This is a genomic window from Litoribacter populi (assembly GCF_007483685.1).
In the GTDB taxonomy this organism is placed as follows: domain Bacteria; phylum Bacteroidota; class Bacteroidia; order Cytophagales; family Cyclobacteriaceae; genus Litoribacter; species Litoribacter populi.
Genome location: NZ_VMKN01000001.1, coordinates 1,891,573 through 1,916,912, shown reverse-complemented (window position 1 = coordinate 1,916,912; position 25,340 = coordinate 1,891,573). Strand labels below are relative to the sequence as shown.

Annotated in this window: 23 protein-coding genes; 6 read left to right on the top strand and 17 right to left on the bottom strand. The window is 41.7% G+C overall.

Features of this window, described 5'->3' with window-relative positions; translation table 11 throughout:
- Positions 1–5: 5 nt before the first annotated feature.
- From FPL27_RS08395 to alaS, 7 genes are all read right to left on the bottom strand, one after another.
- Positions 6–2,453, bottom strand: a complete 2,448-nt coding sequence (locus FPL27_RS08395) for a leucine-rich repeat domain-containing protein (RefSeq protein ID WP_143960669.1) — start codon at positions 2,451–2,453, stop codon at positions 6–8.
- Entirely contained in the window at positions 2,440–3,279 is an 840-nt protein-coding gene (locus FPL27_RS08390) for a hypothetical protein (RefSeq protein WP_143960668.1), read from the bottom strand. Before FPL27_RS08390 ends, FPL27_RS08395 begins: the two co-directional genes overlap by 14 nt.
- The gene (locus FPL27_RS08385) at positions 3,276–3,854 is read right to left on the bottom strand and encodes a hypothetical protein (RefSeq protein ID WP_143960667.1); all 579 of its coding nucleotides are present in this window, start codon (positions 3,852–3,854) and stop codon (positions 3,276–3,278) included. Before FPL27_RS08385 ends, FPL27_RS08390 begins: the two co-directional genes overlap by 4 nt.
- A 35-nt stretch (positions 3,855–3,889) precedes the next feature.
- Complete coding sequence (locus tag FPL27_RS08380) at positions 3,890–4,357, bottom strand: nucleoid-structuring protein H-NS (protein ID WP_143960666.1); 468 nt, start codon at positions 4,355–4,357, stop codon at positions 3,890–3,892.
- Between the two features lie 286 nt (positions 4,358–4,643).
- A complete protein-coding gene (locus tag FPL27_RS08375; protein WP_143960665.1) occupies positions 4,644–5,762 on the bottom strand; it encodes a TlpA disulfide reductase family protein in 1,119 nt (372 codons plus the stop codon).
- 1 nt (position 5,763) lies between these two features.
- The gene (gene gatB, locus FPL27_RS08370) at positions 5,764–7,221 is read right to left on the bottom strand and encodes an Asp-tRNA(Asn)/Glu-tRNA(Gln) amidotransferase subunit GatB (RefSeq protein WP_143960664.1); all 1,458 of its coding nucleotides are present in this window, start codon (positions 7,219–7,221) and stop codon (positions 5,764–5,766) included.
- 73 nt (positions 7,222–7,294) lie between these two features.
- Complete coding sequence (alaS, locus tag FPL27_RS08365) at positions 7,295–9,928, bottom strand: alanine--tRNA ligase (RefSeq protein ID WP_143960663.1); 2,634 nt, start codon at positions 9,926–9,928, stop codon at positions 7,295–7,297.
- A 130-nt stretch (positions 9,929–10,058) separates the two neighbouring features.
- Between alaS and FPL27_RS08360 the strand changes: the two genes are divergently transcribed.
- From FPL27_RS08360 to dprA, 3 genes are all read left to right on the top strand, one after another.
- A complete protein-coding gene (locus FPL27_RS08360) occupies positions 10,059–11,036 on the top strand; it encodes a M23 family metallopeptidase (RefSeq protein ID WP_143960662.1) in 978 nt (325 codons plus the stop codon).
- Between the two features lie 130 nt (positions 11,037–11,166).
- Positions 11,167–11,520, top strand: a complete 354-nt coding sequence (locus FPL27_RS08355; RefSeq protein WP_143960661.1) for a MerR family transcriptional regulator — start codon at positions 11,167–11,169, stop codon at positions 11,518–11,520.
- Positions 11,501–12,619, top strand: a complete 1,119-nt coding sequence (gene dprA / locus FPL27_RS08350; protein WP_143960660.1) for a DNA-processing protein DprA — start codon at positions 11,501–11,503, stop codon at positions 12,617–12,619. The genes FPL27_RS08355 and dprA overlap by 20 nt, the downstream gene beginning before the upstream one ends.
- Before the next feature lie 3 nt (positions 12,620–12,622).
- Here the strand turns inward: dprA and FPL27_RS08345 are convergent, their stop codons facing one another.
- The 8 genes from FPL27_RS08345 to FPL27_RS08310 all read right to left on the bottom strand — a co-directional run bounded on the left by FPL27_RS08345 (position 12,623) and on the right by FPL27_RS08310 (position 19,488).
- Positions 12,623–14,011, bottom strand: coding sequence for an amidohydrolase family protein (locus tag FPL27_RS08345; RefSeq protein WP_143960659.1), 1,389 nt, complete (start codon positions 14,009–14,011; stop codon positions 12,623–12,625).
- Positions 14,012–14,047: 36 nt separating this feature from the next.
- Positions 14,048–14,872 (bottom strand): hypothetical protein, encoded by an 825-nt coding sequence (locus FPL27_RS08340; RefSeq protein ID WP_143960658.1) that lies wholly within the window; start codon positions 14,870–14,872, stop codon positions 14,048–14,050.
- 141 nt (positions 14,873–15,013) lie between these two features.
- Positions 15,014–15,559, bottom strand: a complete 546-nt coding sequence (locus FPL27_RS08335) for a cupin domain-containing protein (RefSeq protein ID WP_143960657.1) — start codon at positions 15,557–15,559, stop codon at positions 15,014–15,016.
- A gap of 90 nt (positions 15,560–15,649) precedes the next feature.
- Entirely contained in the window at positions 15,650–15,889 is a 240-nt protein-coding gene (locus FPL27_RS08330; protein ID WP_143960656.1) for a (2Fe-2S) ferredoxin domain-containing protein, read from the bottom strand.
- Positions 15,890–15,894: 5 nt separating this feature from the next.
- Positions 15,895–17,148 carry a DUF819 family protein gene (locus FPL27_RS08325; RefSeq protein WP_143960655.1) on the bottom strand — a complete coding sequence of 418 codons (1,254 nt, stop codon included), beginning with the start codon at positions 17,146–17,148 and terminating at the stop codon, positions 15,895–15,897.
- Positions 17,149–17,219: 71 nt separating this feature from the next.
- Positions 17,220–17,852: an NUDIX hydrolase gene (locus FPL27_RS08320; protein WP_143960654.1), complete on the bottom strand. Its 633-nt coding sequence runs from the start codon at positions 17,850–17,852 to the stop codon at positions 17,220–17,222.
- The gene (locus FPL27_RS08315) at positions 17,849–18,493 is read right to left on the bottom strand and encodes a bifunctional isocitrate dehydrogenase kinase/phosphatase (protein ID WP_143960653.1); all 645 of its coding nucleotides are present in this window, start codon (positions 18,491–18,493) and stop codon (positions 17,849–17,851) included. The genes FPL27_RS08320 and FPL27_RS08315 overlap by 4 nt, the downstream gene beginning before the upstream one ends.
- Before the next feature lie 362 nt (positions 18,494–18,855).
- Positions 18,856–19,488 carry a TetR/AcrR family transcriptional regulator gene (locus FPL27_RS08310; RefSeq protein ID WP_143960652.1) on the bottom strand — a complete coding sequence of 211 codons (633 nt, stop codon included), beginning with the start codon at positions 19,486–19,488 and terminating at the stop codon, positions 18,856–18,858.
- A 225-nt stretch (positions 19,489–19,713) separates the two neighbouring features.
- Between FPL27_RS08310 and ligA the strand changes: the two genes are divergently transcribed.
- The 3 genes from ligA to dapA all read left to right on the top strand — a co-directional run bounded on the left by ligA (position 19,714) and on the right by dapA (position 23,705).
- Positions 19,714–22,215: an NAD-dependent DNA ligase LigA gene (ligA, locus tag FPL27_RS08305; protein ID WP_143960651.1), complete on the top strand. Its 2,502-nt coding sequence runs from the start codon at positions 19,714–19,716 to the stop codon at positions 22,213–22,215.
- 88 nt (positions 22,216–22,303) lie between these two features.
- On the top strand, positions 22,304–22,792 hold the full coding sequence (locus FPL27_RS08300) for a DUF6913 domain-containing protein (protein WP_143960650.1): 489 nt from the start codon (positions 22,304–22,306) through the stop codon (positions 22,790–22,792).
- 52 nt (positions 22,793–22,844) lie between these two features.
- Positions 22,845–23,705 (top strand): 4-hydroxy-tetrahydrodipicolinate synthase, encoded by an 861-nt coding sequence (gene dapA / locus FPL27_RS08295; RefSeq protein ID WP_143960649.1) that lies wholly within the window; start codon positions 22,845–22,847, stop codon positions 23,703–23,705.
- Between the two features lie 93 nt (positions 23,706–23,798).
- Here dapA and FPL27_RS08290 read toward each other — a convergent pair whose 3' ends face one another.
- Together FPL27_RS08290 and FPL27_RS08285 are read right to left on the bottom strand one after the other, a co-directional pair.
- On the bottom strand, positions 23,799–23,981 hold the full coding sequence (locus tag FPL27_RS08290; RefSeq protein WP_185974330.1) for a histone H1: 183 nt from the start codon (positions 23,979–23,981) through the stop codon (positions 23,799–23,801).
- Between the two features lie 102 nt (positions 23,982–24,083).
- A complete protein-coding gene (locus FPL27_RS08285; protein ID WP_143960647.1) occupies positions 24,084–25,334 on the bottom strand; it encodes an aminotransferase class I/II-fold pyridoxal phosphate-dependent enzyme in 1,251 nt (416 codons plus the stop codon).
- Positions 25,335–25,340 lie beyond the last annotated feature (6 nt).

The following is a 25,340-nucleotide window of genomic DNA, read 5'->3' as shown; positions in this document are numbered from 1 at the left end:
TCAGATCAATAATATCTTACATCGGTATCAGGATTGGCGCGTTGAAACTGCTCGACCTGCCTTCTGTTGATTCGAGTATTAAAACATTTAAGCTCTTCCAAATTCCTTAGCCCCATAATAGGCTTTAAGGTTCTGGCATTGGTATTAGCAATGTCAAGACTACGTAAATCGTAAAGATTATCCAGCCCGTTTAACCTTTTAATATTGGTACCTGAAAGATTCAAATCTTTCAATTTGGTCAGTTTAGCCAGAGGTCTAAGGTCCTCTACTCCTGTATTGGAAAGATTCAGTTCTTCAAGTTCATAAAGGTTGAACAATGGTGCTACCGACATCACCGGTGCCTGGGTGATGCTAATTTTCTGCAGTCCCTCGATTCTACCCAAAGCACTTATGTCTGTCAAGGGTACATCTCGAATTTCCAGTTCTTTTAAGTTAATGAAAATAGTCAATGGTTCCAGGTTATTTATTCTTTCTCCATTAATCTTAACAGTAGTGCTAGCAGTAACCTTATGCAATTCTCGGCTGGATGGATTCTCCCCTATTCCAAATTGATCTTTCAATACGCTTTTCCAAACACCCTCAAGATTTCTCCACCAGCTGTTTAGCTCTTCCGAACGGAAAACAATGTTGGTTTGCGGGTTTATCTGGAGAAGGTTTTCAACCTCCCACTTCGGAATTTCAGTTTTGTCAACATCGACAAAATCTAAATTCTTAAGAAAGTTAAGCGATTTGATGGACTTTATTGGAGTGCCTTTCAGCTCAACTATTGTCAACCCACTGAGGTTTTCTAGTGCCTCCACGTTAGTAACTGCTGAGTTGTTGGCTATCAATTTTTCCAAAGTTTTAACCTCAGCCAATGGACTTAAGTCATGAACTTTAGTGTTGGAAAAATCCAACTCCGATATCTTTTTGAACTTAATTGCAGGTCTAAGATTAACTATTTCACTATTGGAAAGGTCCAAATTATCACTTCCCACTAAACTAGATAAATCTTCTACAGAAGGTTTATCAGAAAGACCAGGGTAATTTTTCTGTAAAACTTCCCTCCAGCCTTCGGGCAATGTACTCCACCAACTCTGAAGGTTTTCCACGTTATGGATCAACAGCACATTTCTGTTTCTTCGTGTAAACTCATCAGCATTTTTTTCAGAAATACTTGTCCTATCGGCATAGATCCGTTGAAGTGATTTCTTTTGGTTAAGAGGTTCCAAGCTACTTACCTCGGAGCTGTTGATATTTACAATCTTTAGATTTTCAAGCTCTGCTAATGGGGTAAGATCCAGAATATTCGTGTCCTCAAGTTTGATGTTTTCCAAATTTGAAAGTTCAGCTACATATTCATAATTGATCAAATAGTTACCTTTCAAATTCAGCTTTCTAAGGTTTTTCAGCTCGTTGATGCTTTCCATGTTGTTGAAACCACTTTCTGTTAGGTCCAACTCCTCTAGGTTGCCAAAATTGTTCAGGACACCAAAACTACGGATTGGTGTATTGGCTACTTTAAGAGTTTTAAGATTTCGCAAAACACTAAGCACTTCTATATCATAAATCTTGGTGTTGGAAATATCCAAGTATTCCAAGGCCTCAGAATATTTGATAAATTGTATATCCTCTGTCGGTGTGTTGGAAATATCCAAATGCTTGAGATAAGTCACATGCGAAACAGGTCCCAAGTCCTCAATATTGGTATTGCTCAAATTGATGTACTTCAGATCACGTAGAGCATAAATGGGAGTCAGATCAAATATTCTTTCTCTACCAGAAAGGTCAATGCTGTCTATGGCGCTCATTCGGGTGATCATCTCTATTTCTACAGAATCCCCCTCAGAAAGCCCATACTCTTCCTCAAAATAGGACCTCCACTCATAGGAAAGGCTTTCCCACCATTCAGCCAGCTCTTTGTCACGGCTAAGTTTGGTGGTGTACATACTTACGATCTTAAGGTCATTGGATTTAGGATCAAGGTTGATCTCAATAAACCTCGGCTTAGTGTTTTCAATCTTTTCACCTTCAATTCCTTCAGCTGAAAGAATACGATCCAGGGTGACCAAGAAGGACAATTCATCATTGTCTCTAAGAAATGGTTTTACTTCCTTGATATTAAACTTGAAATTAGCGTGACGGAAGAAAAAGTCCACATCCTTAAGATAGGCAGTGACATCCTTGTTGGTAATGACCTTTCTATCAAGCAAGAGATCATCTTCTACCTGAACTTTCCCATCACGGAAGATTTTGACAAAACTCTCCCTTACCATGACATCTTTGTCACGTGCTGAGGTCTCCCTGTTTCCAACAGTATTAAGGAAATACTCCAGGAATTTGACCTGATCCTCTGCTTTGGACGAAAATTCCTTTACCTCCTGCTTGGTGTAGGTTCCCAAATCTTGCGCAATAATTGCTGAAAAGGGTCCACAGAAGGCAATTACTAAACAAATTACCTTATTTCTGATCATAAATATACTTTAATACGGCCTCTTCATCACCTTCTTGAAGCTTGACAAGATTGGAAATTAGCCATCCCGTATTGAAACCAGGTCTATTGAACTGGGCGAGTTCAAAATACCAATTGTCAATTTGGAAAAAATGAAACTTCAGGTCAGTCACGTTCTCAAATTTAAAGTGACCCTTTTTGATTTCATAAAGAAACAATGTCAAATAATCCGGCTCATAGTCGGTGGGCGTATACGACTCCGGCTTGGGATTTTCCTGAAAAGCCCTTCTCAGATTCATAAAATCCAGTTCATGGCTCAAAGGATGAAGGAACTGTTTTTTGGAACCAGAGTCCTTGTCAAAATATTTTTGGAACGGCTCAAAACCTACCCGCTCAATTACCCATTCGTATCCTAATCCCTCAGGCTGGAGCTTCATGAACAAAGTCACATTCTCGGACTTACCTTGGTATTTAAAGGTGGTCTGTACTTCAGCAAACCATTCTCCTTGATGGAAATCAAGGTATTTTGGCTGCTCTTCATCGATGACATCAATCACAAATTCTTTCTTGAGAGCTGCCTCTATACTTGAAGTCTCATTATCGAAAAGGATGTCTAGGAATTTCTTGCGCAAGTCTGTACTTCTGTACTCTGCATCATTGGAATAATACCGCTTTTTGCCATCCTGGCTCTCTTCGGCATTAAACCTTCTAAAAAATTGATTTACTTGTTTAGTGGAGGCGGCAAATCTGCCATCATCCGAAGGTTGGCCGGGGCTGTATAAGCCTTGCCCCGGCGCAAACTGTATGGATGAGATTATTAATATTACTAATAATGCTATTTTTCTCATGAGGTAGTTTCAGTCACACGAATATCACCAAGCATTACGTCCCAGAACTCGATCGTTCTACCCGCAACTTGAGTGGATTTTCTTTCCACGTAGATGGTGATGTCTTTTTTGGTGGTGTCTCTATAGTTTAGACCAGCTTCTTGGGATGTACCTTCAAATCTCTGGTACACGGTCACCACACCTACGAACCTGCCGTCAGGCTGTCTTTCCAAATCACTGATGTAATGGATATCATACCAACTGATATTTACCCTGTCATAGTTCAACGCCATCAATCTTTCGAAGTACCTTCTTACTTTGTAGTAAGCTACTTCTTTGGTGTTGATGGATGAAACGCCCATCTCTGCATCGGGTGCAAAAAGCTCCTCAGCTCTGTCCATTACACGGTTAGCTTCAGAAAACTGGGTTTCTTTGCTACCGATGATGCTGATGTACTTGCTAAGGTCCTTTACTTTTTCCAGTGCCAAGGAGTCAATGGCTTGTTTTCTCTGAGGGCTAATGTCGTTAGACTGGGCAACGGCTACTACTGAAGTCAGCAAAAACATTAAGATAAATGAAGGGAAGTATTTTTTCATTTTTAGTTAGATTCTTTTTTATAAGGATTGGGATTTTATCTTCTTCGACGTAATTCAAGTTCAGTCACTTTGCCACTGTTGTCCACTCTTACGTCACTGATGAAGTTCAGGTTTTTCTTAGTGTCCTTCAAATAGTTAAGATACTTCTCGATGGTGGTAGGCTCATCGTAGTCCTTCATACCGTTTTCTTCATAGATCACGATCAACACTGGGGTCTGCTGATTGGCAAACATTGATAGAGCTTCCTGGATAGAGGAGTTGGCGCTGTTTACATTGGAAGAATTGGCGATGGAATTGAAATAATTTTCAAGCTTGCTTACCGCTTCCTCTTCTGCACTTGGCTGGGCTGGCGCAGGAGCCGGAGCTGGCTCCTCTACTGGTTGCGGTTCTGGGGCCGCTTCAGTTACCTTCTTCTTACTTTTACAAGCACCCATTGCTAATAGACAAAATAGAGCGAGGGTCAACAGCCTACTCAAAGGGGATTTTGCAGTTCTTTTTTTCATGTTTGATTTTAGAGGGATTGTTTAAATTGTTTTTTTCGTTGTCCCACCCTTTGCAAAAACCATTCCAGACCTAGATTTAACCCATTTTGGAAAGGGATTCTGCTAAAGGCAGACGTCCTTTAATTGGATGCAATATTGCAATGAATAAATCGATAAAAAAAGGTGTTGATATAATTATTTTTACACCTCTTAACATATTTTAAGTATCGGGCTAAGGTCTTAAGTAATAACGAAAAAAGCCCTTCTTATTTCAAAGAAAGGCTTAAGTTTTCCAAAGCGAGTTGGATTAATCAAAGAGCTCGCTCAGCTTGCTTTCCAGGCTTGGTCCACGAAGGTCTTTGGCGATGATATTGCCATCTGGATCGATTAGATAAGTTGCCGGAATCGCGTTAATTTGATAGAGAGAAGCAGCCTCAGAATTAAAATACTGTAGATCGGAAACTTGCGTCCACGGCAGGCCGTCCTCTTTAATTCCTCTCAACCAAGCTTCACGAGTACGGTCCAAAGAAACTCCGAATACCTCAAAGCCTTTTTCGTTATATTTGTTGTACAACCTAACCACATTGGGGTTTTCTTCCCTACAGGGTTTACACCAGGCCGCCCAAAAATCAATTAAAACATAACTTCCCCTCAAATCGGAAAGATTCACGGTCTGTCCTTCAGGATTAGGAAGGGAAATTTCCGGTGCGGGCTGACCAATGGACAAGGCTCGCATCTCATCCAATTGAGACTTCAACGTGGTAATCATCCTCGTATTGGGGTATCGTTGGTCAAGGTCAGTGACCACACTATCCAAAAACTGAAACTCAGACCTTGGGTTGATCATCCCGATAGCTGCTAATGCAGCAAAGCTTCCATCCATATCTTGAATTGCTAGCTTTACCTTCTCACTCTGACGGCCTTCAAGCCCCATAGCCTTTTCCTGAATCTCCTTTATGCGTTCCTGATTGTTAGCATTCATAGCTTCATAGTACTGGGAATTCAGCTGGTTTACTTCCTCCTGGTATTCTTCTGAAAGTCTATCTATTTTCTTTAGCTGGTCAGTATCGGAAGATCCACTGATATTTGGCTTTTCATCTGAATTGAAATCATAATTTACCTCCACATCCTCGTTATAAAGCGCCAATCTAATGTTTTTACGGTTCATCAGATTCAGATCATAAAATGCCGGTCCATCCAAGGACAAAGTATAATTGAAACTCCCATCATTATCCACTGCAATCGAATCTATAGTTTCTTTAGAATTGTCCTTGTATTTGGACAAAATCAAAGCTCCTTCAGGTTGGTTCTGGAAGCTGCCGCTGATGACTACCTCCCCGTCAAAGGACTTTTCCTTATCGGTCGTACAGGAAATAGCCAGGAGGATGAAAGCTACTAATACTACATTGTTCTTGAATGTACTCATATCAATTTTCTAATAGTTCTGTCAATATCTTGCTTGCTACTTTTGGATCTGCCTTGCCATGAGACTGCTTCATTACCTGTCCCATAAACATCCCCAGAAGACCTTTCTTACCGGCACGGTATTCTTCCACCTTAGCAGAGTTAGCCGCAATTACCTTTTCGATAATCGGTCTGATGGAGCCTTCATCGCTTTCCTGGATCAAGTTCATATCCTCAGCAATCTGAAGTGGTGCCTTTTGATTCTGCTCAATCATGGCTGGATAAATCTTTTGCGAAGCTACTGAGAAATTGACCTTACCATCATCAATCAGAGCGATCAATTCAGCCAATTGAGCTGGAGATATTGGGAAATCAGAGATGTGCAAGGTGAGCTCATTTAAGTATGATTTCACCGGACCCATCATCCAGTTGGATGCAGCCTTATAGTTTGATGTTTTTTGGCACAACTCTTCAAAGTAAATTGCTATTTCCTTTGAATCTGTCAATACCCCTGCGTCATATTCGGGAAGTCCATATTCGCTGACAAACCTTTTAAACAATTGTCTAGGCAAAGTTGGCATTTCTGCCCTAACTGATTGTAGCCATTCTTCTGAGATCAAAACAGGACTCAAATCCGGCTCAGGGAAATACCTGTAATCATTCAGATCTTCCTTACTTCGCATGCTTGCAGTGGTACCCGTAGTGGCATCAAAGGTCCTAGTCTCCGAGGGAATATCCTCTCCTGTCTCAATCTTATGAATCTGTCTTTCATATTCGTGCTCAATCGCTCGGGCTACATTCCTGAAAGAGTTCATGTTTTTCACCTCTACTTTTTTTCCAAAAGTCTCTGAACCTTTCAGCATCACAGAGATGTTTGCGTCACATCTCAGGGAGCCTTCTTCCATGTTACCGTCACAGATATCCAAATATCTCACTAATCTCTTGATCTCAGCAAGGTAAGCATAGGCCTCCTCCGATGATCTCATATCAGGTTCTGACACAATCTCGATAAGCGGCACTCCTGCCCTGTTAAAATCCACTAGCGTATCTACCTCACCAGCAAGGTGCATGGATTTTCCAGCATCTTCCTCCATGTGGATCCTGGTGATTGCGATAGCTTTTTCCTCCCCATTGTGGGTGATATAGATTTTCCCGCCTTTGCAGATTGGACCTTTGTCTTGGGTTATTTGATAACCTTTTGGAAGGTCAGGGTAAAAATAGTTTTTACGGGCAAAAATATTGGTCCTGTTGATTTCAGACTCACAAGCAATCCCCATTTTCAAAGCAAACTCCACGGCCTTTTTATTGACCTTGGGAAGAGTACCTGGATGGCCCAGTGTGATGACCGAAATGTTTGTATTAGGCATATTGCCATACTCGGTAGAGTCAGAATTGTACATTTTGCTCTGGGTGAGCAACTGAGCATGGACTTCAAGTCCTACCACCAATTCGTATTTATCTTTAATTTCTGCTGAAAGCATTCTTTTTATCTATAGGTTAAATCTAGCTCTTCAAATTTGAAGTACTATTTTTATAAAAACAAATCTTGATCAATTACTTCAAGTTGGCAAACAGGCTTTTGGCCTTTTCTACCACTGCAGGCAGTCCTTCAATCTTTTTACCACCGGCAGTGGCAAAGAATGGCTGTCCTCCTCCCCCACCTTGGATTTCCTTGGCAAGATCACGGACGATTTGCCCGGCATTTAAGCCCTTATCTTTAACCAACTCCTCGTCAATTATCACCGCAACCTGTGGCTTGCCTTGAATATCTGCAGCAAGTACCGCGACTATTGGAGCCAACTCATTCTTAAGTTCAAAGGCTAACTTTTTCAAGGCATCGGCTGATGGAAGATTCACTTGGGATACCAACACATTCACTCCTGCCTGCTGCTGAACTTGCTTTTTAAGCTCCTCCTTAATTCCTGCAGCCTGACCTACGTGTAACGCCTCTATTTCTTTCTTAAGTTCATTTTTCTCGGAGATAAGCATTTCAACGGCTTTCTTCAGGTCTTTCGGATTTCTCAATATCTCTTGAACCTCTTTCACCAAAGCCAATTGCTGATTAATATAATCTTCAGCCGCATTTGCTGTGATCGCCTCAATTCTCCTCACTCCTGAAGCAATCGAGCTTTCTGAAACAATCTTGAAATACCCAATCTTCCCAGTGGAAGGTACGTGGGTACCCCCACAAAGTTCCACCGAATAATCCGACCCAAAGGTTATTACTCGCACAAAATCACCATATTTCTCTCCAAACAACGCTGTAGCCCCCATGGCTTCAGCTTCCTGAATAGGAACATCTCTCTTTTCGTCCAACTGAATATTTTCCCTGATTTTTTCATTAACCAAGCTTTCTACCCGTTGAATTTCCTCTTCAGTCATTTTGGAAAAATGTGAAAAGTCAAAACGCAACAACTGGTCATTCACCAAGGAACCTTTTTGCTGCACATGCTCGCCTAATACGGTCTTCAGGGCGGATTGTAGCAAGTGGGTCGCCGTATGGTTATTCATGGTAAAAGAACGTTTCCTAGCATCTACTTGGGCATGAAATGCTACACTAGGGTTAGCAGGCAACTTATCCACAAAATGAACAATGAGATCATTTTCCCTTTTAGTGTCAACTACCTTGATTTTCTCTTCTTCACTTTGAAGCAAACCTTTATCGCCTACCTGTCCGCCACTTTCCGCATAGAATGGCGTAGTTTCCAATACCACCTGATACTTGGTACCTTTCTTCTCTTTAATTTCCCGATAACGCAAAATTTTGGTGTCTGCCTCCAATGAGTCATAACCTACAAACTCAACTCCGTTATCCTCATTCACTAACACCCAATCTCCCGTTTCTTGCTCTGCTGCAGACCTTGATCTGGTCTTTTGCTTTTCCATTTCGGTTTGGAAACCTTTCTCATCTACTGAAAGATCATTTTCTCTGGCTATCAGAGAAGTCAAATCCAACGGGAAGCCGTAAGTATCATATAGTTCAAATGCCGTTTTGCCGTCAATGACCTGCTCCTTGTTATCTTTTAGCTCAGCTCTGATCTGCTCCAATCTTTTCAGACCGTTTTCAAGCGTTCTCAAGAAAGAACTTTCCTCTTCGAAAATAACCTTGGCTATAAAATCCTGCTGGCTGGCAATCTCTGGAAACATCTCGCCAAAATTCTCGGCCAACAATGGCATCAATTCATTTATAAACGGCTTGTTAAATCCTAGAAAAGTATATCCATACCTCACCGCTCTTCTTAGAATCCTTCTGATTACATAGCCAGCCTTATTATTGGATGGTAATTGACCGTCAGCAATGGTAAAGGCAATCGCACGGATATGGTCAACCACTACCCTGAAGGCAATGTCTAACTTTTCTTCCTGACCGTACTTTTTGCCGGATTTCTTTTCCAACTCGGCAATGAAAGGCATAAACACATCTGTGTCATAATTGGAAGTCTTGCCCTGTATGGCACGAACCAACCTTTCAAAACCCATCCCGGTATCCACGTGGGTAGCAGGAAGGGGATTGAGGCTGCCGTCCGACTGCCTATTAAATTGCATAAATACAAGATTCCAAATTTCAATCACCTGTGGATGATCTTCATTTACCAATGATTTGCCTGATACTTGTGCTATTTCATCTTCAGATCTAAGATCAATGTGGATTTCCGAACAAGGTCCACATGGACCCGTATCCCCCATTTCCCAAAAGTTATCTTTTTTGCTTCCAAAAATTATCCTCTCTTCATCGACAATGCTTTTCCATAGGTCAAAGGCTTCCATATCCTTATCAAGTTCGTCCTGAGGATCACCACCAAAAACACTTACATACAACCTATCCTTTGGCAATTTGTACACCTGTGTCAGCAACTCCCAAGCCCACTCAATGGCTTCTTTCTTAAAATAATCACCAAAAGACCAGTTGCCAAGCATCTCAAACATGGTGTGGTGATAGGTATCCACTCCCACTTCTTCCAAATCATTGTGTTTTCCTGAAACTCTTAGACATTTTTGGCTGTTAGCCACCCTATTAACCTTGGGTGTCTCATTTCCAAGGAAATAGTCCTTAAACTGATTCATCCCTGCGTTGGTAAACATCAGGGTGGGGTCGTTTTTGACTACAATTGGTGATGAAGGAACGAAGGAATGCTGTTTGGTTTTGAAGAATTCTATAAAAGTATTTCTGATTTCTTTGGCGCGCATATAATAGGTGAATTGTAACCGATATTCGGATATAAAGTTTACTCTTTCTATCTTAGCAGGCATCATGCAAATACATGTGTCCTGCCGAAGATAAGGCTACAAAATTATAAGAATTACCAAGGAATTAATAATGAGTAGGATAAAATATTACTATGACCCAAAGAGCTGCAAGTACGAAAGGTACACCCCCAGCAAATGGGACGTCGGCATCAACATTCTGGGCATCGTTTCAATGGCATCTATACTTGCTATTGCCTTCATTATGATGTTCAACCATTTCTTTGATAGTCCAAAAGAACTTAAGCTTATCAACGAAAATAAGGAACTCAAACTTTACTACTCCCTTCTGGAGGACGATGTCGAGCTTATGAACGCCATGGTGGCCGACCTTCAGGACCGTGACGACAACCTTTACCGGGTAATTTTTGAATCCGAACCAATCCCCACTTCAATAAGGAACGCTGGCTTTGGAGGCACAGACCGCTACAGAAACATAAAGGACAAAGGACTCAACCAAGAGAAAATGATTCTCGATGTGATGGGGAAAGTGGACCAACTCAAGCGTAAACTATACGTACAATCGGTTTCCTATGATGAACTTTCTGAAACGGCTCTGAACAAAGAGGAATATTGGGCTTCCATCCCTGCTATTCAGCCTGTACATAACGAAGAACTAAGCCGTTTGGCATCAGGATTTGGTATGCGTCTCCATCCTATTCTAAAGGTAAGAAAAATGCACAGCGGTATTGATTTTTCTGCACCTAAAGGGACCCCCATCTACGCTACTGGTGATGGTGTAGTCGAAGTAGTCAAAACCGATTTTGGTGGCTATGGCAAAAATATAATCATCAACCATGGTTTTGGGTTTACCACCCGCTATGCGCATATGAACGAATTTAATGTAAAGCGCGGTCAAAAAATAAAGCGCGGAGACTGTATCGGGTACGTTGGAAATACGGGAAGTTCTACTGCCCCACACGTCCACTACGAAGTCAAAAAGGATGGGAAATTTGTCAATCCAGTTCATTATTTCTTCAAAGACCTCAACCCAGCAGAGTTTGACAAAATCCTAGAACTTGCATCAAGGGAAAATCAATCGCTATCCTAATTATTTACTGCCCAGAAGTTTTTTCCGGGCAGTTTTTTTAGCCCTATTTTTAAATTCTCTTTTTCAATTTAAATTGTTATTTTTGGCAAACATGCCCGGATGTCTGGGACCATTTTAGCTTAAGAGTATAGTGCCTTACAAAGAAAGAGAAATAGAGAAAAAGTATTATTCCATAGGAGAAGTGGCGACCATGTTCAAAGTGGCCACCTCACTGATCAGATACTGGGAGGGTGAGTTTGAAATCATTAAACCCAAAAAAGACAAAAAAGGCAACCGACGTTTTACAAAGGATGACATCGAGAAGATTCGTCTTATCTATCATTTGGTCAAAGAAAAAGGCTATACCCTACAGGGAGCCCAAGAAATAATCAAGAAAGACCTTCATCAGGTCAGCGACAAAGCTGCCATGATTGAAAGGCTTCACAAAATCAAAAGCTTTTTAATTGAAATTCGGGACAATATAAATGAACACCAGGAACGATGAACACCTTTATAGCCTTGCACTCAGCCTGATTCCTAAGATCGGGCCTTCTGTCTATAAAAACATCATCAGTTACAGCGGTTCCGCTCAAAAATTTTTCAACCTCCCCGTAGGTAAAGCTGCTAAAATCCCCAGGATAGGCTCCAAACTTCTCGAATCTTTACGCCAGAAAAATCAGTACCTTTCCCAGGCTGAAAAGTTAATTGGACAGGCCGAAAAACTTGGCGTCAAAATATTGACCTATGCCTCTCCCGAATTTCCAAAAAGACTTAAAGCCATTGAAGACTCACCCGCGGTATTATTTGTAAAAGGAAACATTGACCTCAACTCACATAGAATGCTGGGAGTCGTAGGCACCCGAAATGCAACCGATTACGGCAAATCCGTTACCAGAAAAATAATTGAAGAAATTGCTCCATACAAACCTGTAATTGTAAGTGGATTGGCTTACGGAATAGACATTGAAGCTCATCGAGCCGCACTTCATCATGACCTCCCCACCGTTGCGGTCATGGGTTCCCCCATTGACAAAATATATCCCTACCAGCATAAGAACACCGCTGATCAAATGCTGGAAAACGGTGGACTTATTAGCGAGTTTCGACCGGGTAGCGACATGGTACCTGGCAATTTCCCTCAGCGAAACAGAATTATTGCTGGACTTTCAGACGCGTTGATTGTGGTAGAAGCGGCGAAAAAAGGTGGCGCATTGATTACTGCAGAGATAGCCTTCAGCTACAACAAGGAGGTATTTGCTGTACCCGGCAACCTCCAATCCCCCTACAGCGAGGGCTGCAACTATCTGATCAAATACATGAAAGCCAATATTTACCTTGGCACTAAGGATTTGGAAGAATCTCTTTCTTGGGTTAAAGGAGAGGGTACCATAGCTCCCCAACCCCAACCTTTCTCTTTGGAAACCGTCGCAGAGGAGCACCGACCTATTATTCAAGCTTTTTTGGAAAATCCCGAACAACAGATTGACCAGCTGTCTTGGAGCACCAACATCCCCATATCCGTGCTTGCTTCTTCCCTATTACAGTTGGAGTTTTTGGGTCTAATAAGGTCCCTTCCGGGGAAAACATATAAATTGGTAAAATAAAAATTACACCTTACTTTTTATCCTTTCAAAAGTTGCATTCGCCCGAGCTATAACATCACTAGGATTTTGCTGCTGAAGTTTTCCTTCCTTTTTGAGAACCCGGCCGTTTACCATCACCATGCTGACATTTCTGGGTTGACCTGCCTCGACAAGTATATCTACCGGACTTGTGAATGGTACAAGATTAAGCGCATTTGGATCGATAAGAATCAAATCAGCTTGTTTGCCTGGGGTAATCGAACCTGTTATTTCATCTATCCCTAGGGACTTGGCACCCTCAATAGTCGCCATTTCCAATACTCTCTCCGCGCAAATTTTAAATTCGTCTTGAGCCTTAGCATTGGTGATATTCAGGATGTTTTTCATTATGGCAAACATATCTGCATTACCGGAAATAGTGGTGGTATCCACAGAAAGTCCTACCGTCGCCCCTTTGTCCAAAAGTTTAATCATTTCAGGAAACCCATACCCAATCCTTAATTCACTGAAAGGAGAAATGCTAATGGGTGAGCCTGCTCCAACCATAGCCTCAATTTCCCAGTCAGTGGCTTGCATTCCGTGAATTAATTGCAAATTTTCATCCAACAGACCGGCTTTGGAAAGTCTCCCAATCACCCCTGCCCTCGAAGAATGGGTAGAGATCGGCAACCCCATTTCCCTAGCCCTCCGATAATCATAACTTCCAGTTTCAATGCTCCCCTCTATACCCCTCCAGGCAAAGCCAAGTTCAAATAATCCTGAATGATCGTATTTTCTCCAGTCACTTTCTAGCTTTTCCAAAGGAGCAAAATCAATAGGCTCCTCACTGCCACGACCTACAGCATTTCCGAAGGAATATCGGGCACGAATACCGGAGGTCTCAAGCCCCTCCAAGCTTGCCACAGCATGTTCAAAGCTACGAACGTTGTGACACCAGTTGTGAAGAGTGGTAATTCCAGAATCTATGGCTTCAGCACCTGCGAGTTCGCAGGCTACTTTCATGTCTTCGGGAGTAAAGTGAGGCCCCACTTCCTGTTGGGTTTCAAAATACCCCTTCCCAGGAGGCTTTACCGACATGCTTCGAAATAGTCCGGTCCATACATGCCAGTGGGTCTCCACAAACCCCGGCAGCAAAACCATACCTTTAGCATCGATTACTTCCACCTCGTTTTCAGAAGTCAACCTCTCTCCTATCCGGGAGATTTGACCGTTCTCAATCAGAACATCCCCCACCTTCAAATTGCCAATGGACTTATCCATAGAGATGATGTGGGCATTTATTATCAAAAAGTTTCTTGAGTTATGATAACTCTTACCCTGGATTCCAAAGCTTTCAAATCCCCCTAATGGCATTAGACTTGCCACACCTAACCCCTTTAAAAAATCTCTTCTTCCAAATCCTGATTTATTCATGATTATTATAACCGAGGAAAGTAATTAGGGTTTAAGTTAAAAGTACTCTAACCGCTTTCTCCATAGTAGCGGCAACCCCCAATTGACCCCATATTCCCGCTCTTCTGCAAGCCTATCTTGCTCATCATATTCATATACAAACACATCTCCCATTTCCCCCAAAGGCATCATAAGCTCAGTTGATTTGGCCCTCATGAGCCCCTTGTCATTATAATTTATGAACCAATCTCGCCAGGCTGTTTCAAATGGGGATTCAAAAAGGCTCTCCTTTATCATCAAGCCATCTTGATATTCATATTGATAAAAGGCTATGACATCTCCTTGGTTAAAATAATCCATTCTTTTCAAAAAATCATCTTCATAAGTGAATGTCCTCCACAGTTCACGCTCCCGGTAATGCGTCTCTAATTCAACAGAACTCAACCTCCTCTTGTCATCAAAAAATTGATACACTGTACGGGTCCATACCAACTTATCCATCCTGCCGTCTGTTGGATCGGGGCTGCCCAGGGCACTCGGAAGTGAGTAGGTTTTTATTTCGCTAAGCAGATTTTGAGGATCATAATTTAAAACAGAAACCGAAATAGTATCCAGTTCAGGGGAAAGCTGTAGCCTTAAAACTTCTCGGTCAAACGAGTTATAGAGGTGTTCCACATAATTGCGCAGAGAGGCATTATCCATATTGTGGTAATAGAGTGTTTTGCTCAACAGCCCTTCGGGTTGCCGAAGATCACCACGCAATATTTCCCGCACATCCTCAAACCATTCAATTTCGGCTTCCGGGGGCCCATGCTCCTCTTCCAAATCTACACAACCCCAAAACAGAAGGATTATTACAAAAAATTTAACTAATCGAAACATAGCTCAGTGATTAACTACAATCAATTTACACACAATCAATTAATAATCAAAAGCTTATTACATTAGGACTTTAACCTGAATCCAACTTAAGCTACTCTTAAGTAATTTCTTCGTCCTCTTACCCTCTGCGGTTAGTTAAGTTTACTTACAATACATTTCCAAAAGCTCCTTTTTCTTCCCCTTCTTAATGGCTTTTTTGGCCATATATTTCCCCAAAGGTGAAAGCAGCTTGAATATAAATGCAGGGCTTTCCATATTGCCCATCTCGGCCAAAATGAAATTGGTGGCCAAATCTTTTGGCAATCCCCGCTTATCAGCTAGACCGTCATGTGCAAGCCCATACATGATCCTTATAGAATCCTCAAAGCCCTTTTGCCCAGGCTCAAGCTTTACCTGGAAGGTGATTTTTTCATCATTGGGGTTGTAAAAACCATGCGGCTCCATGAGGGCTACTTTATAGCTTTCCCCTGGTTGGAGGATTTTGGATTTGCCACCCTCCTGCTTTACCTCCAACATGCCCTCCTTGGCAGTAAAGGTTTCGGTATAGCAAGTATGGAAATGGAGAGGGTTGCCTCCTTTGGGCGCCAGTTCAATTTCTAGGAGCGTACATTCCCCTTTGGTTTCTTCGGAGGTCTTTAAAAAGGTTACTTTATCGTCAAAAATGGGATTGGTAATCGTTCTTTGCATTTCTTTGGGATTATAACTCACGTTTAAATTATAAAATCCAACTAAATATTTCAAAGGAAAAGTATTCTTTCCACCTTATTCTGGGTAAAATCACTTATCAAACAATTCTCGCAAGGTTACTATGGAGGCTTTTTTAACCACTTCTTCCTTATAAATCACCATCGGGCCAGTCTTACAAAAATCCATGCACTTAGTCTTTATAATCTTAAACCGCCCTCTATACGATGGGAATTTTGTCATTTCTTTAAGTTCAGACAGTAATTTTTTGCAGCCTCCAGATTTACAATCCGAACCCGTACACACAAAAATGAAATCCCTCTGTTCAGCCATGTTTTTTAATTCGTTGATACAAATTGCAACAGCAGGCCGCAAATAAAAGCTCCATAAGTTCCTACTGCATATCCAAATACAGCTAAAAGCACACCAACAGGGGCCAATGAAGGATTAAATGCCGAGGCAACAATCGGCGCTGAAGCAGCACCACCCACATTAGCCTGTGATCCCACCGCCACAAAGAAAAACGGTGCCTTGATCAGGTACGCTACCACCAGCATGATGATCACGTGCATAGACATCCAAACTATCCCGACCAAAAACAAAGTGGGGTTATCAAAAATTGCCAACAAATCCATTTGCATACCAATTGTGGCTACCAAAACGTAAAGTAATACACTTCCTAACCTGGATGCACCTGCACCTTCAAGATTTCTTGCTTTAGTAAACGAGAGCAGCATACCACCTGTAGTCGCCACTACAATGATGTAGAAAAACGGCTTGTCCAAAGAGTAATTACCTAAGCCCGGATAATTAATCGCAATCCAGGGAGCCATCACATCAGCCACCAAATGAGCAAAACCCGTAAGAGCAAAACCCACTCCTAATATTTTCATGGTATCCACCATGGTTGGAATCTTCATTATACCTGCCCGATATTTCTCAACCTTGTCCTGAAGTTCATGAATTGCCGAACTGTCTGCTTTGAATAGCTTATCAATCACCTTAGGCTTAGCCGCCCAATAAAGTAACACAGCCATCCAAACATTCGCAACCAATACATCCACCGCAATCATTTGACTAAATAGTTCTGGGCTAGCACCAAACATCTCCAGCATAGCCGCCTGGTTGGCACCCCCGCCTATCCAGCTTCCAGCAATGGTGGCCAGTCCTCTCCAAACCTCATCTGGTCCAGCACCTCCTATCACCTCAGGTGCAAAGAATGACACGATTAAAACTGCCAAAGGTCCACCCAATACGATTCCTAAAGTTCCAGCCAAAAACATGATCAAAGCCTTAGGCCCGAGCTTTATGATGGCTTTAAAGTCAATACTAAGTGTAAGTAATACCAAGGAAGTTGGCAAAAGGTAATCTGCAGCAACTCTATAAAGATTGGAAAATTCACCTGAAATCAACCCGAATGAATTCAATACTGCAGGTATAAAGTAACACAACAAAATGGAAGGAACAACCCTATAAAACTTTGTCCAGACGGGGCGTTTGCTGGCACTGGTTGCAAATACTAAAGCTAAAATAGCAACCAAGAGGCCCAATACTACGGCATCATTGGTTATAATCGGTGTATTTTCCTGCATGGTCTCTTGATTTTGACCACATAAATACGGCAAATGAGATTAAACCACAAGCCATTGAAACAAAAGCTTTGCTATAGCCTATCCCAAATAAGCATTAACTCGCTCAGCATCATTGCTGTAGCTCCCCAAACCATTTCCTCATCAATATCATAATAAGGCACATCCATTTTCAGATCATCCCTAAAATTCATAACCTTACGTTTCCTGATATTTTTATCAATTAAGTAACTAAACTCACATTCAATCACTCGCTTTACTTCCCTTGGATCAGGTTGAAAATTCGGTTTATCCTCCAAAAAACCCAAATAGGGAGTTACCACAAAATTGCTGGGCGGGATAAAAAGCCTGGAAAGTTGTCCAAACACCTGCACTTTTTCCATATCTACGCCAATTTCCTCATGGGTTTCCCTTACGGCTGTGGTTTCTAAAGTTTTATCGTTTTCTTCCCATTTACCACCTGGAAAGGAAACCTGTCCACTATGCGCTCCTCTGTATACAGGCCTTTTGATGAAAGGTATAGCAACTCCGTTTTCATTAGGGTAAAATAAAATAAGTACTGCCCCCCTTTTGGCACCTTTTGGTTCTTTGGTATAAAACCTCGCTTCATCCAACGGTTCTGGCGCCATCAAAATCTGTCCCTCTCTTCCTGGCAATGGTTTTTTCAAATTACGTTCAAATCTTCTAATAACATCGGTAAGCTTCATTGAGGGAAATTTAAATTAGTGAGCTTTTTCCTTAAATACTGCTCAGATTGGTATTGTGTAGTGCTAAAGGGATGGTGAAACTCTATATACTTATGTTCATCCGGCAGGATCAGCCATAGTCGGGGAAGATAATATTCGCCTTCCTGAACATGACCGGCTACCAGCAAATGGGCTCCTGTCACCCAAACTGCATCCTCAAATACACCAGAAGGTCCCATAAACAACAGTCGCTCCTTCATACCATTGGCACGAAAGTAAGCTACCTCGCTATCAGGGTTAAGTCCGACTCTTCCATCTGCACCTATATCAATTTTGTAATCGTACAGATCCACTACCCCTCTATCTTCTGGGTGTGAAAATTGATGAGCTTTTAAAGGATAATCGCTTTGCATGACATAGTCCTCGGGCCATTCCAAAGCCTCATAGTCTGTTTTCCTATGCATTTTAAATGCCATTTTATCAAAATCCCGGCCTTGCATCTGCCAGTGCTCAATCCAGCGAGGCATCTTTTGTATGCCCATGTGAAGTATCTGTTCGTAATTTGGTTGGCTTAAAAGGGTATCAGTAGATCCTCCAGTCTCCTGCCTGCCCTCCTGCGGACCACTACACCCGAGTAAGAGCAGGTAAAAAATTGATCCCAAAAAATATTTAATTTTTAACATGGTCATATCTTGATAAGAAACCTTAATAAAAAAAGGTTCGAGCATTGCCCAAACCTTTTCTTGTTCTATCAAACCTATTAAACCTATTGTGTTTATTCAATCGATTGAATAACCTGTCGGAAAGGTAAAAAGATTTTTTTAAACGTCAAACAAACGTTTGCATAGAATTTTTTGGGCAATTTATGAAGGCCTCTTAATGCACCCTACATTAGGTACATTTTGAACCCTACATGCACATTACTACCAAAATTTATTCCAAAATTCCCTATTAGGAATTTATTTAATTCCGAAAGCTCTTATTCTCCTTTTGCAGGTTATTTTTTCCGTTCGCAAGCCACCCCTCAAGCTTCCTTGTAACTCCCCCTAGCCTCATCAGTGAGTATCCCCTCAAAAATTATTGATATAGTCTGGTCATAGATATCAGCTGGTTTGGTGACCAGCCCGCTCATCATCTGATCTGGGAACTGATCTAGGAATTTGGGATCCATAAGGTTTTGTATGGCTGAGCTATATATGAGAACGACAATAGTCTTGTTGATGTGCGAGGCAATAAAGCCTTTATCTACACCTTCCTCAATTAGCCTTTGGAATCTTAAGAAAGCGGAATCACGGATATATTCCTGCAACTCTGTCCAAATCTCCGGGGCATGGTCCCGGAGATCAGCCAGCAGTTCCGGATTTATTGGTGCCAAATCTTTGGCAATAATGGTAAGGAAGGATTTAAGCTTGATGGGAAAAGTGATATGGGCATTACTTATCAAAGCTTCAACTTTGATGGAAAGTTTGTTGCGCAATAAATCAAAGGCTGCTGAAAGCAGTTCAAATTTTCCGGGAAAATATTTATAAAGCGTTTTCTTACTCATACCCAAGCTCTGCGCGATATGATCCATAGTAGTATTTTTGTACCCCTTGTTAAGAAAAAGCTTGTAAGCCTCATCCAGAATTCTGCCTTCTATATCCGCCTTTTTACTCATAATTTTATTTTTAATTTGATGGCACCTTGTATAGGCCCTAAGAAACTATCGCCTCGGAATCATTTCAAAAGGATACCCGAATAGCCAATTTTGCAACAAATATAGGAAACTCGAACAATCACTGCCCAAAATTCATCAAGAATCAGACCGATTGCCCGCAATTATCAGTCAAAAACACTAGTTTTGGGTCTTGAGTTTTTCGGGAAAACCCAACCCAGATCTTGTATGAGCCAAATGGATAAGAAATCAGCCGCCAAGGCGCGTATTGCCACCCTCACCGAGCAAATCAACTATCACAACCACCTATATTATCAAGAAGACCGTACGGAAATCACCGACTTTGAATTTGACCAACTGTTGGAAGAACTCATTGCCTTGGAAACAGAATATTCGGAATTCCTGAATGAAGACAGCCCGTCCCAACGTGTGGGTGGAACTATCACCAAGGACTTTCAAACCGTAGAACACCGCTACAGGATGCTATCCCTTGGTAACACCTATTCTGAGGAAGAGCTAAAGTCCTTTGACGAGCGTGTAGCCAAAGGATTGGGTCATCGGGATTATACTTATTTCTGCGAGCTTAAGTTTGACGGAGTGGCAATCAGCTTGGTGTATGATAACGGCAAGTTGGCAAAAGCTGTAACCAGAGGAGATGGCTATAAGGGCGATAACGTAACAGAAAACATCAAAACCATCCGAAATATTCCCCTGACGGTAAAAGGTGAGAATATTCCAGAAAGCTTTGAAGTCCGCGGAGAGATATTCCTTCCGAGAAAAGAGTTTGATAGATTAAATGAGGAAATAGAGGAGAGAAATAAAGAAATAAGAATTGAAAATGAGAAACATAACAGAAATAGAAACGAGTTAACACCGTTGGCAAATCCACGGAATGCAGCTTCTGGAACTGTTAAGATGCAGGATAGCAGCATTGTGGCTAAAAGGAGACTCAATTGCTATTTCTACCAACTCTTAGGTGAGGAATTACAAGTCACTGAGCATGATGAGGCTATACACCTTTTGGAAAAGTGGGGCTTCAATGTTTCCCCTACCTACCAAAAATGTAAGGATGTCAATGAGGTGTTTCGGTATATTGAGTTGTGGAGAGAAAAACGCTTTGAGCTACCCTTGGAAACAGACGGCGTTGTTATCAAAGTAAATTCTTATGACCAACGAGAAGAACTTGGCTTTACAGCAAAGATTCCACGTTGGGCCATTGCATATAAATACCAAGCTGAAAGCGCGGAAACAGAGTTGCTTTCCATCACCTATCAGGTTGGCCGGACGGGTGCCATCACTCCGGTTGCCCAGTTGAAACCTGTCTCCCTTGCCGGCACCACTGTTAAAAGGGCTTCCCTGCACAATGCTAATGAGATATTACGACTTGATCTTCATGAAGGGGACTTTGTGTTTGTGGAAAAAGGAGGTGAAATAATCCCAAAAATCACCGGAGTGTCTTTAGAGCGCAGAAGACCAAACACCAATCCCATTTCCTACATCACTGAATGCCCAGAGTGTGGAACTGAACTCATCCGCAACGAAGGAGAAGCCAAACACTACTGTCCCAATGTTCAGACCTGTCCTCCACAGGCCTTGGGAAGAATAGAACATTTCACCCATAAACGCGCCATGGATATCGACACCATGGGCACTGAGCGGATTAGGGCATTGATTGAGCAGCACTTCATCGTATCCCCCGCTGACATTTACGAGCTGCCCGACAAACGAGAGCAGCTTCTCGGTTTGGAAGTAAACAATGAGCAATACACAAAAAGCAGCGAAGGCTACCTCTTCGTTTCTTTGAAAAAAGCTTTATACGCTTTGACCAAATCTATCTCCTTACTTCAAATGGATCAATTTCTTGCCGAACATGAAGGGCTTGAACAGACCGAACTTTTGGAGAAGTTTGAAAGTTATGTTAGAAAAAATAAAAAAAACATCGCCTACAATGTTCCAGTTATTTGGCGATTGAAAGATAGTCTTCAAAACAGCTCCTTTGACCATATTGAAGATTTCCTTCCAGTTCCGGTGGTTTTGGCCGTTATCTTTAAAAAATCTCCTGAGGACTTCAGGTCAATTTGCCGTAAGGAAAACACCGTTCATGATATCATGCTTAAATATGAAGGCGAGATTGAGCCTGCCCATCTCGATCAAATTAACCGGATAAAAGGCAACACCTTCCAGGAAGGGGTGGTCAGCAACATGTTTAAAGGGATAGAAGAATCAAAAAAACAGCCCTTTGAGAAAGTCCTCTTCGCTTTAGGTATCCGAAATATTGGTGAAAACACGGCACAATTATTAGCTAGAAATTTCAAAAACATCGAAAATTTAAAGTCCGCGAGCGCTGAAGAATTGCTTGAGATCAATGGTGTGGGAGAAACCTTGGTAACGAGCCTTCAAGCTTACTTTAACGATGAGGAAAACAACCGAACCATTGAGAGACTGAGAGCACATGGATTGCAGTTTGAGATTCAGGACAAAGAGCAGAAACTCGAAAGCCGCTCGCTAGAAGGCATGAAAATTCTGGCTTCTGGCAAACTCAATCATTTCAAGCGAGATGAAATTATTGATGTAGTGCAAAGCCACGGAGGCACTTATGTCAAGTCTGTATCTAAAAGTTTAGACTTTATCATAGAAGGTGAGGACATGGGCCCAAGTAAAAAAGAAAAAGCCGAAAAGCTTGGAGTTAAGCTTATCTCCGAAGAGGAGTTCCTACAAATGATTAGCTAATACTTTTCACCTTATTCCGACTACGGTCTTAAAGCAGTTTAAAATTTAATTAGAGCGAAAAACCCAAAAATTGCTTTAAATTTAGAATATGAAGTGGATTAAAAAGATATTTATTGGGCACAAGGTTTCTAAGCAGAGCAAGGTACCTGGAAAGCACAACATGGTCAAATTTGACCAGATCAGACATATATCCATCATAGCTGAAAGTGAAGCCGAAGCAATTGAGGCCCAAAGAGCACTTCCCAGCCATTGGTCGCATTCCGTAAACTTGCATTGCATTTTTAAGGAGAAAAATCCTGCAATGGAGTGTTTTGACTACGAGGACTTCAACTTGCTGGGAAAGCCTAATGAAAAAATCAAAGAATTTGCCAGTCAATCTGCCGACTTGGTTTTAGTGACCCAAGAGGAAATGGACCCCCTTTCTGCTCATGTGCTACAGATGCTCCCTCAAGTTTACCGCGTTGGATTTTACAATGAGACCCACCAGGTGCATTTGGATTTTATGCTCAAAAAGGAAAACATTTCCCTTACCGAAAACATTGATAACCTTATCAAGTACCTTAAGAAGATAAACTAACGCCGGAATCCGGTCTGATTATCATCCTGAATCATAACCCGAATATTACGAAATGAAAAACTTAAAAGGCACGGGCGTAGCCATGGTAACGCCTTTCAATGAAGACTACTCCATCAATTATGTGGAAGCTGAGCAATTGATCAATCACCTGATCAAGGGAGGCGCCGATTATTTAGTCATACAAGGCACCACCGGCGAAACAGCCACCCTGACTAAAGAAGAAAAAAGAAGTGTACTTAAGCATGCCATAGAAGTTACCGCCAACCGTCTGCCAATCGTTTATGGGATTGGAGGCAACAACACCCAAGCTGTATTGGATGAGATCAAGGATACAGATTTCAAAGGCATTTCTGCAATCCTCTCCGTAAGTCCTTACTATAACAAACCAAGCCAGGATGGAATCATTGCGCATTTCACCGCAATTGCCGATGCCAGTCCTGTACCTGTGATTCTTTATAACGTTCCCGGCAGAACCATGTCCAATCTGACTGCCGACACCATTATTACTCTTGCTGCCCATGACAACATCATAGGCATAAAAGAAGCCAGCGGCAACCTGGAGCAATGTATGTCTATAGCGGCTCAGAGGCCTGATAGTTTCTTATTGATTTCTGGAGATGACCTACTTACTACCTCCATGATAGCGATTGGAGCGGATGGTGTTATTTCTGTTTTAGCCAATGCTTACCCAGACATCTTCAAAACGATTTGCCATGGCAGCATAGAAGAGTCTAAGGAGGCCACATTTCGACTTTTGGAAATTAATCCACTCATGTATGCCGAAAGCAATCCTGTAGGAGTTAAAAACCTCCTTATGCACCTAGGAGTATGTGGTGACCAAGTCCGTCTACCACTCTTAAGAGCATCAAAAGAACTAGACCAAAAAATCAATGCGGCAATGGAAAAGGTTTGAAAGATGGTTTAAGGCTTAAAGTTTAAGATTTAAACTTTAAACTAGGCCGTAGGCCGATAAACAAAAAAGGTGACCGATTGGTCACCTTTTTTATTACTTGGCTTCAGCGTTTTTCATGTCCTGAACTTCCTTACGAATATCTTGAGCAATATTCTTAAGATCCTGCATGCCCTTTCTTACTCGGGTACCTGCAGCTTGATTTTTCTTGTCGTAAAATTTCTCAAAATCAGCTTCCATGCCCATTACTAGATCCTTGATTTCATTAAATCTGTTCATAATAAAAATTAATTTGTTGGTTGATGATAAGTTTAATTTTTGGTTGAATATAGGTAAAATGTTTATAAAACAACAGACTAGCCAAATTTTTTGATATAAAAATTATTCCCCAAAGGAGACCGCTAGGGCAGATTTTTTATAAAACCCACTTGTCAACTTGTCTTTAACGGCCTCAAAGGCAGCTATAGTTTCACGCACGTCCTCCAAAGTATGTGCGGCAGTTGGGATCAATCGCAAAATTATCATTCCTTTAGGAATGACAGGATAAATAACAACAGAACAAAAGATATTATAGTTTTCGCGCAAGTCCTTGCTTAAGGTAGCCGCTTCACCTATTGTACCGTTAAGAACCACGGGAGTCACCGGAGAAGTAGTTGTACCCAGGTTAAAGCCTTTTTCTTTCAACCCTTCCTGCAGTGCATTGACCACTTTCCAAAGGTTTGCCTTCAATTCCGGCCTATTTCTCAACAATTCCAGACGCTTTAAAGCTCCTTCCACCAACAGCATCGGTAAGGATTTAGCGAAAATCTGGGAACGCATATTATACTTCAAGTAATGTACTATTTTCTCATCACCGGCGATGAACGCACCAATGCTAGCCATAGATTTGGCAAAAGTAGAGAAGTAAAGATCAATACCATCCTGCACACCCTGCGCCTCACCAGCACCAGCACCCGTTTCTCCCATAGTACCAAAGCCATGCGCGTCATCTACCAAAAGTCTGAATTGGTATTTCTCTTTCAAAGCCACTATGCCCTTCAAGTTTCCCATGTTGCCAGTCATGCCAAACACGCCCTCAGTAATCACCAAGATACCACCTCCGGTTTCGTTTGTCAACTTGGTAGCTCTCTGAAGTTGCTTCTCAAAGCTATCCATATCGTTATGTGGATATACAAATCGCTTACCCAGATGCATTCTTAACGCATCAATTATACAGGCATGGCATTCGCTATCATATACAATCACGTCTTTGCGGTCCACTAAAGCGTCGATAGCAGACATGATTCCCTGATAACCGTAGTTCAAAAGATAAGCCTTTTCCTTACCCACAAACTCGGCCAACTCATTTTCCAACTGCTCATGCAGATCCGTGTTGCCAGACATCATACGTGCCCCCATAGGGTAGGCTGCTCCCCACCTTTTGGCAGCTTCTTCATCAGCTTTCCTAATTTCAGGGTGATTGGCTAGACCCAAGTAGTTATTTAAACTCCAGGTCAACACCTCTTTGCCTTTAAATTTCATTCTAGGGGCGATTTCACCCTCTAATTTAGGAAACATGAAATAACCCTCTGACAATTCCGAATGCTTGCCCAACGGGCCAAGATTGGTATTTAATTTCTCAAATATATCCAAAGCTTT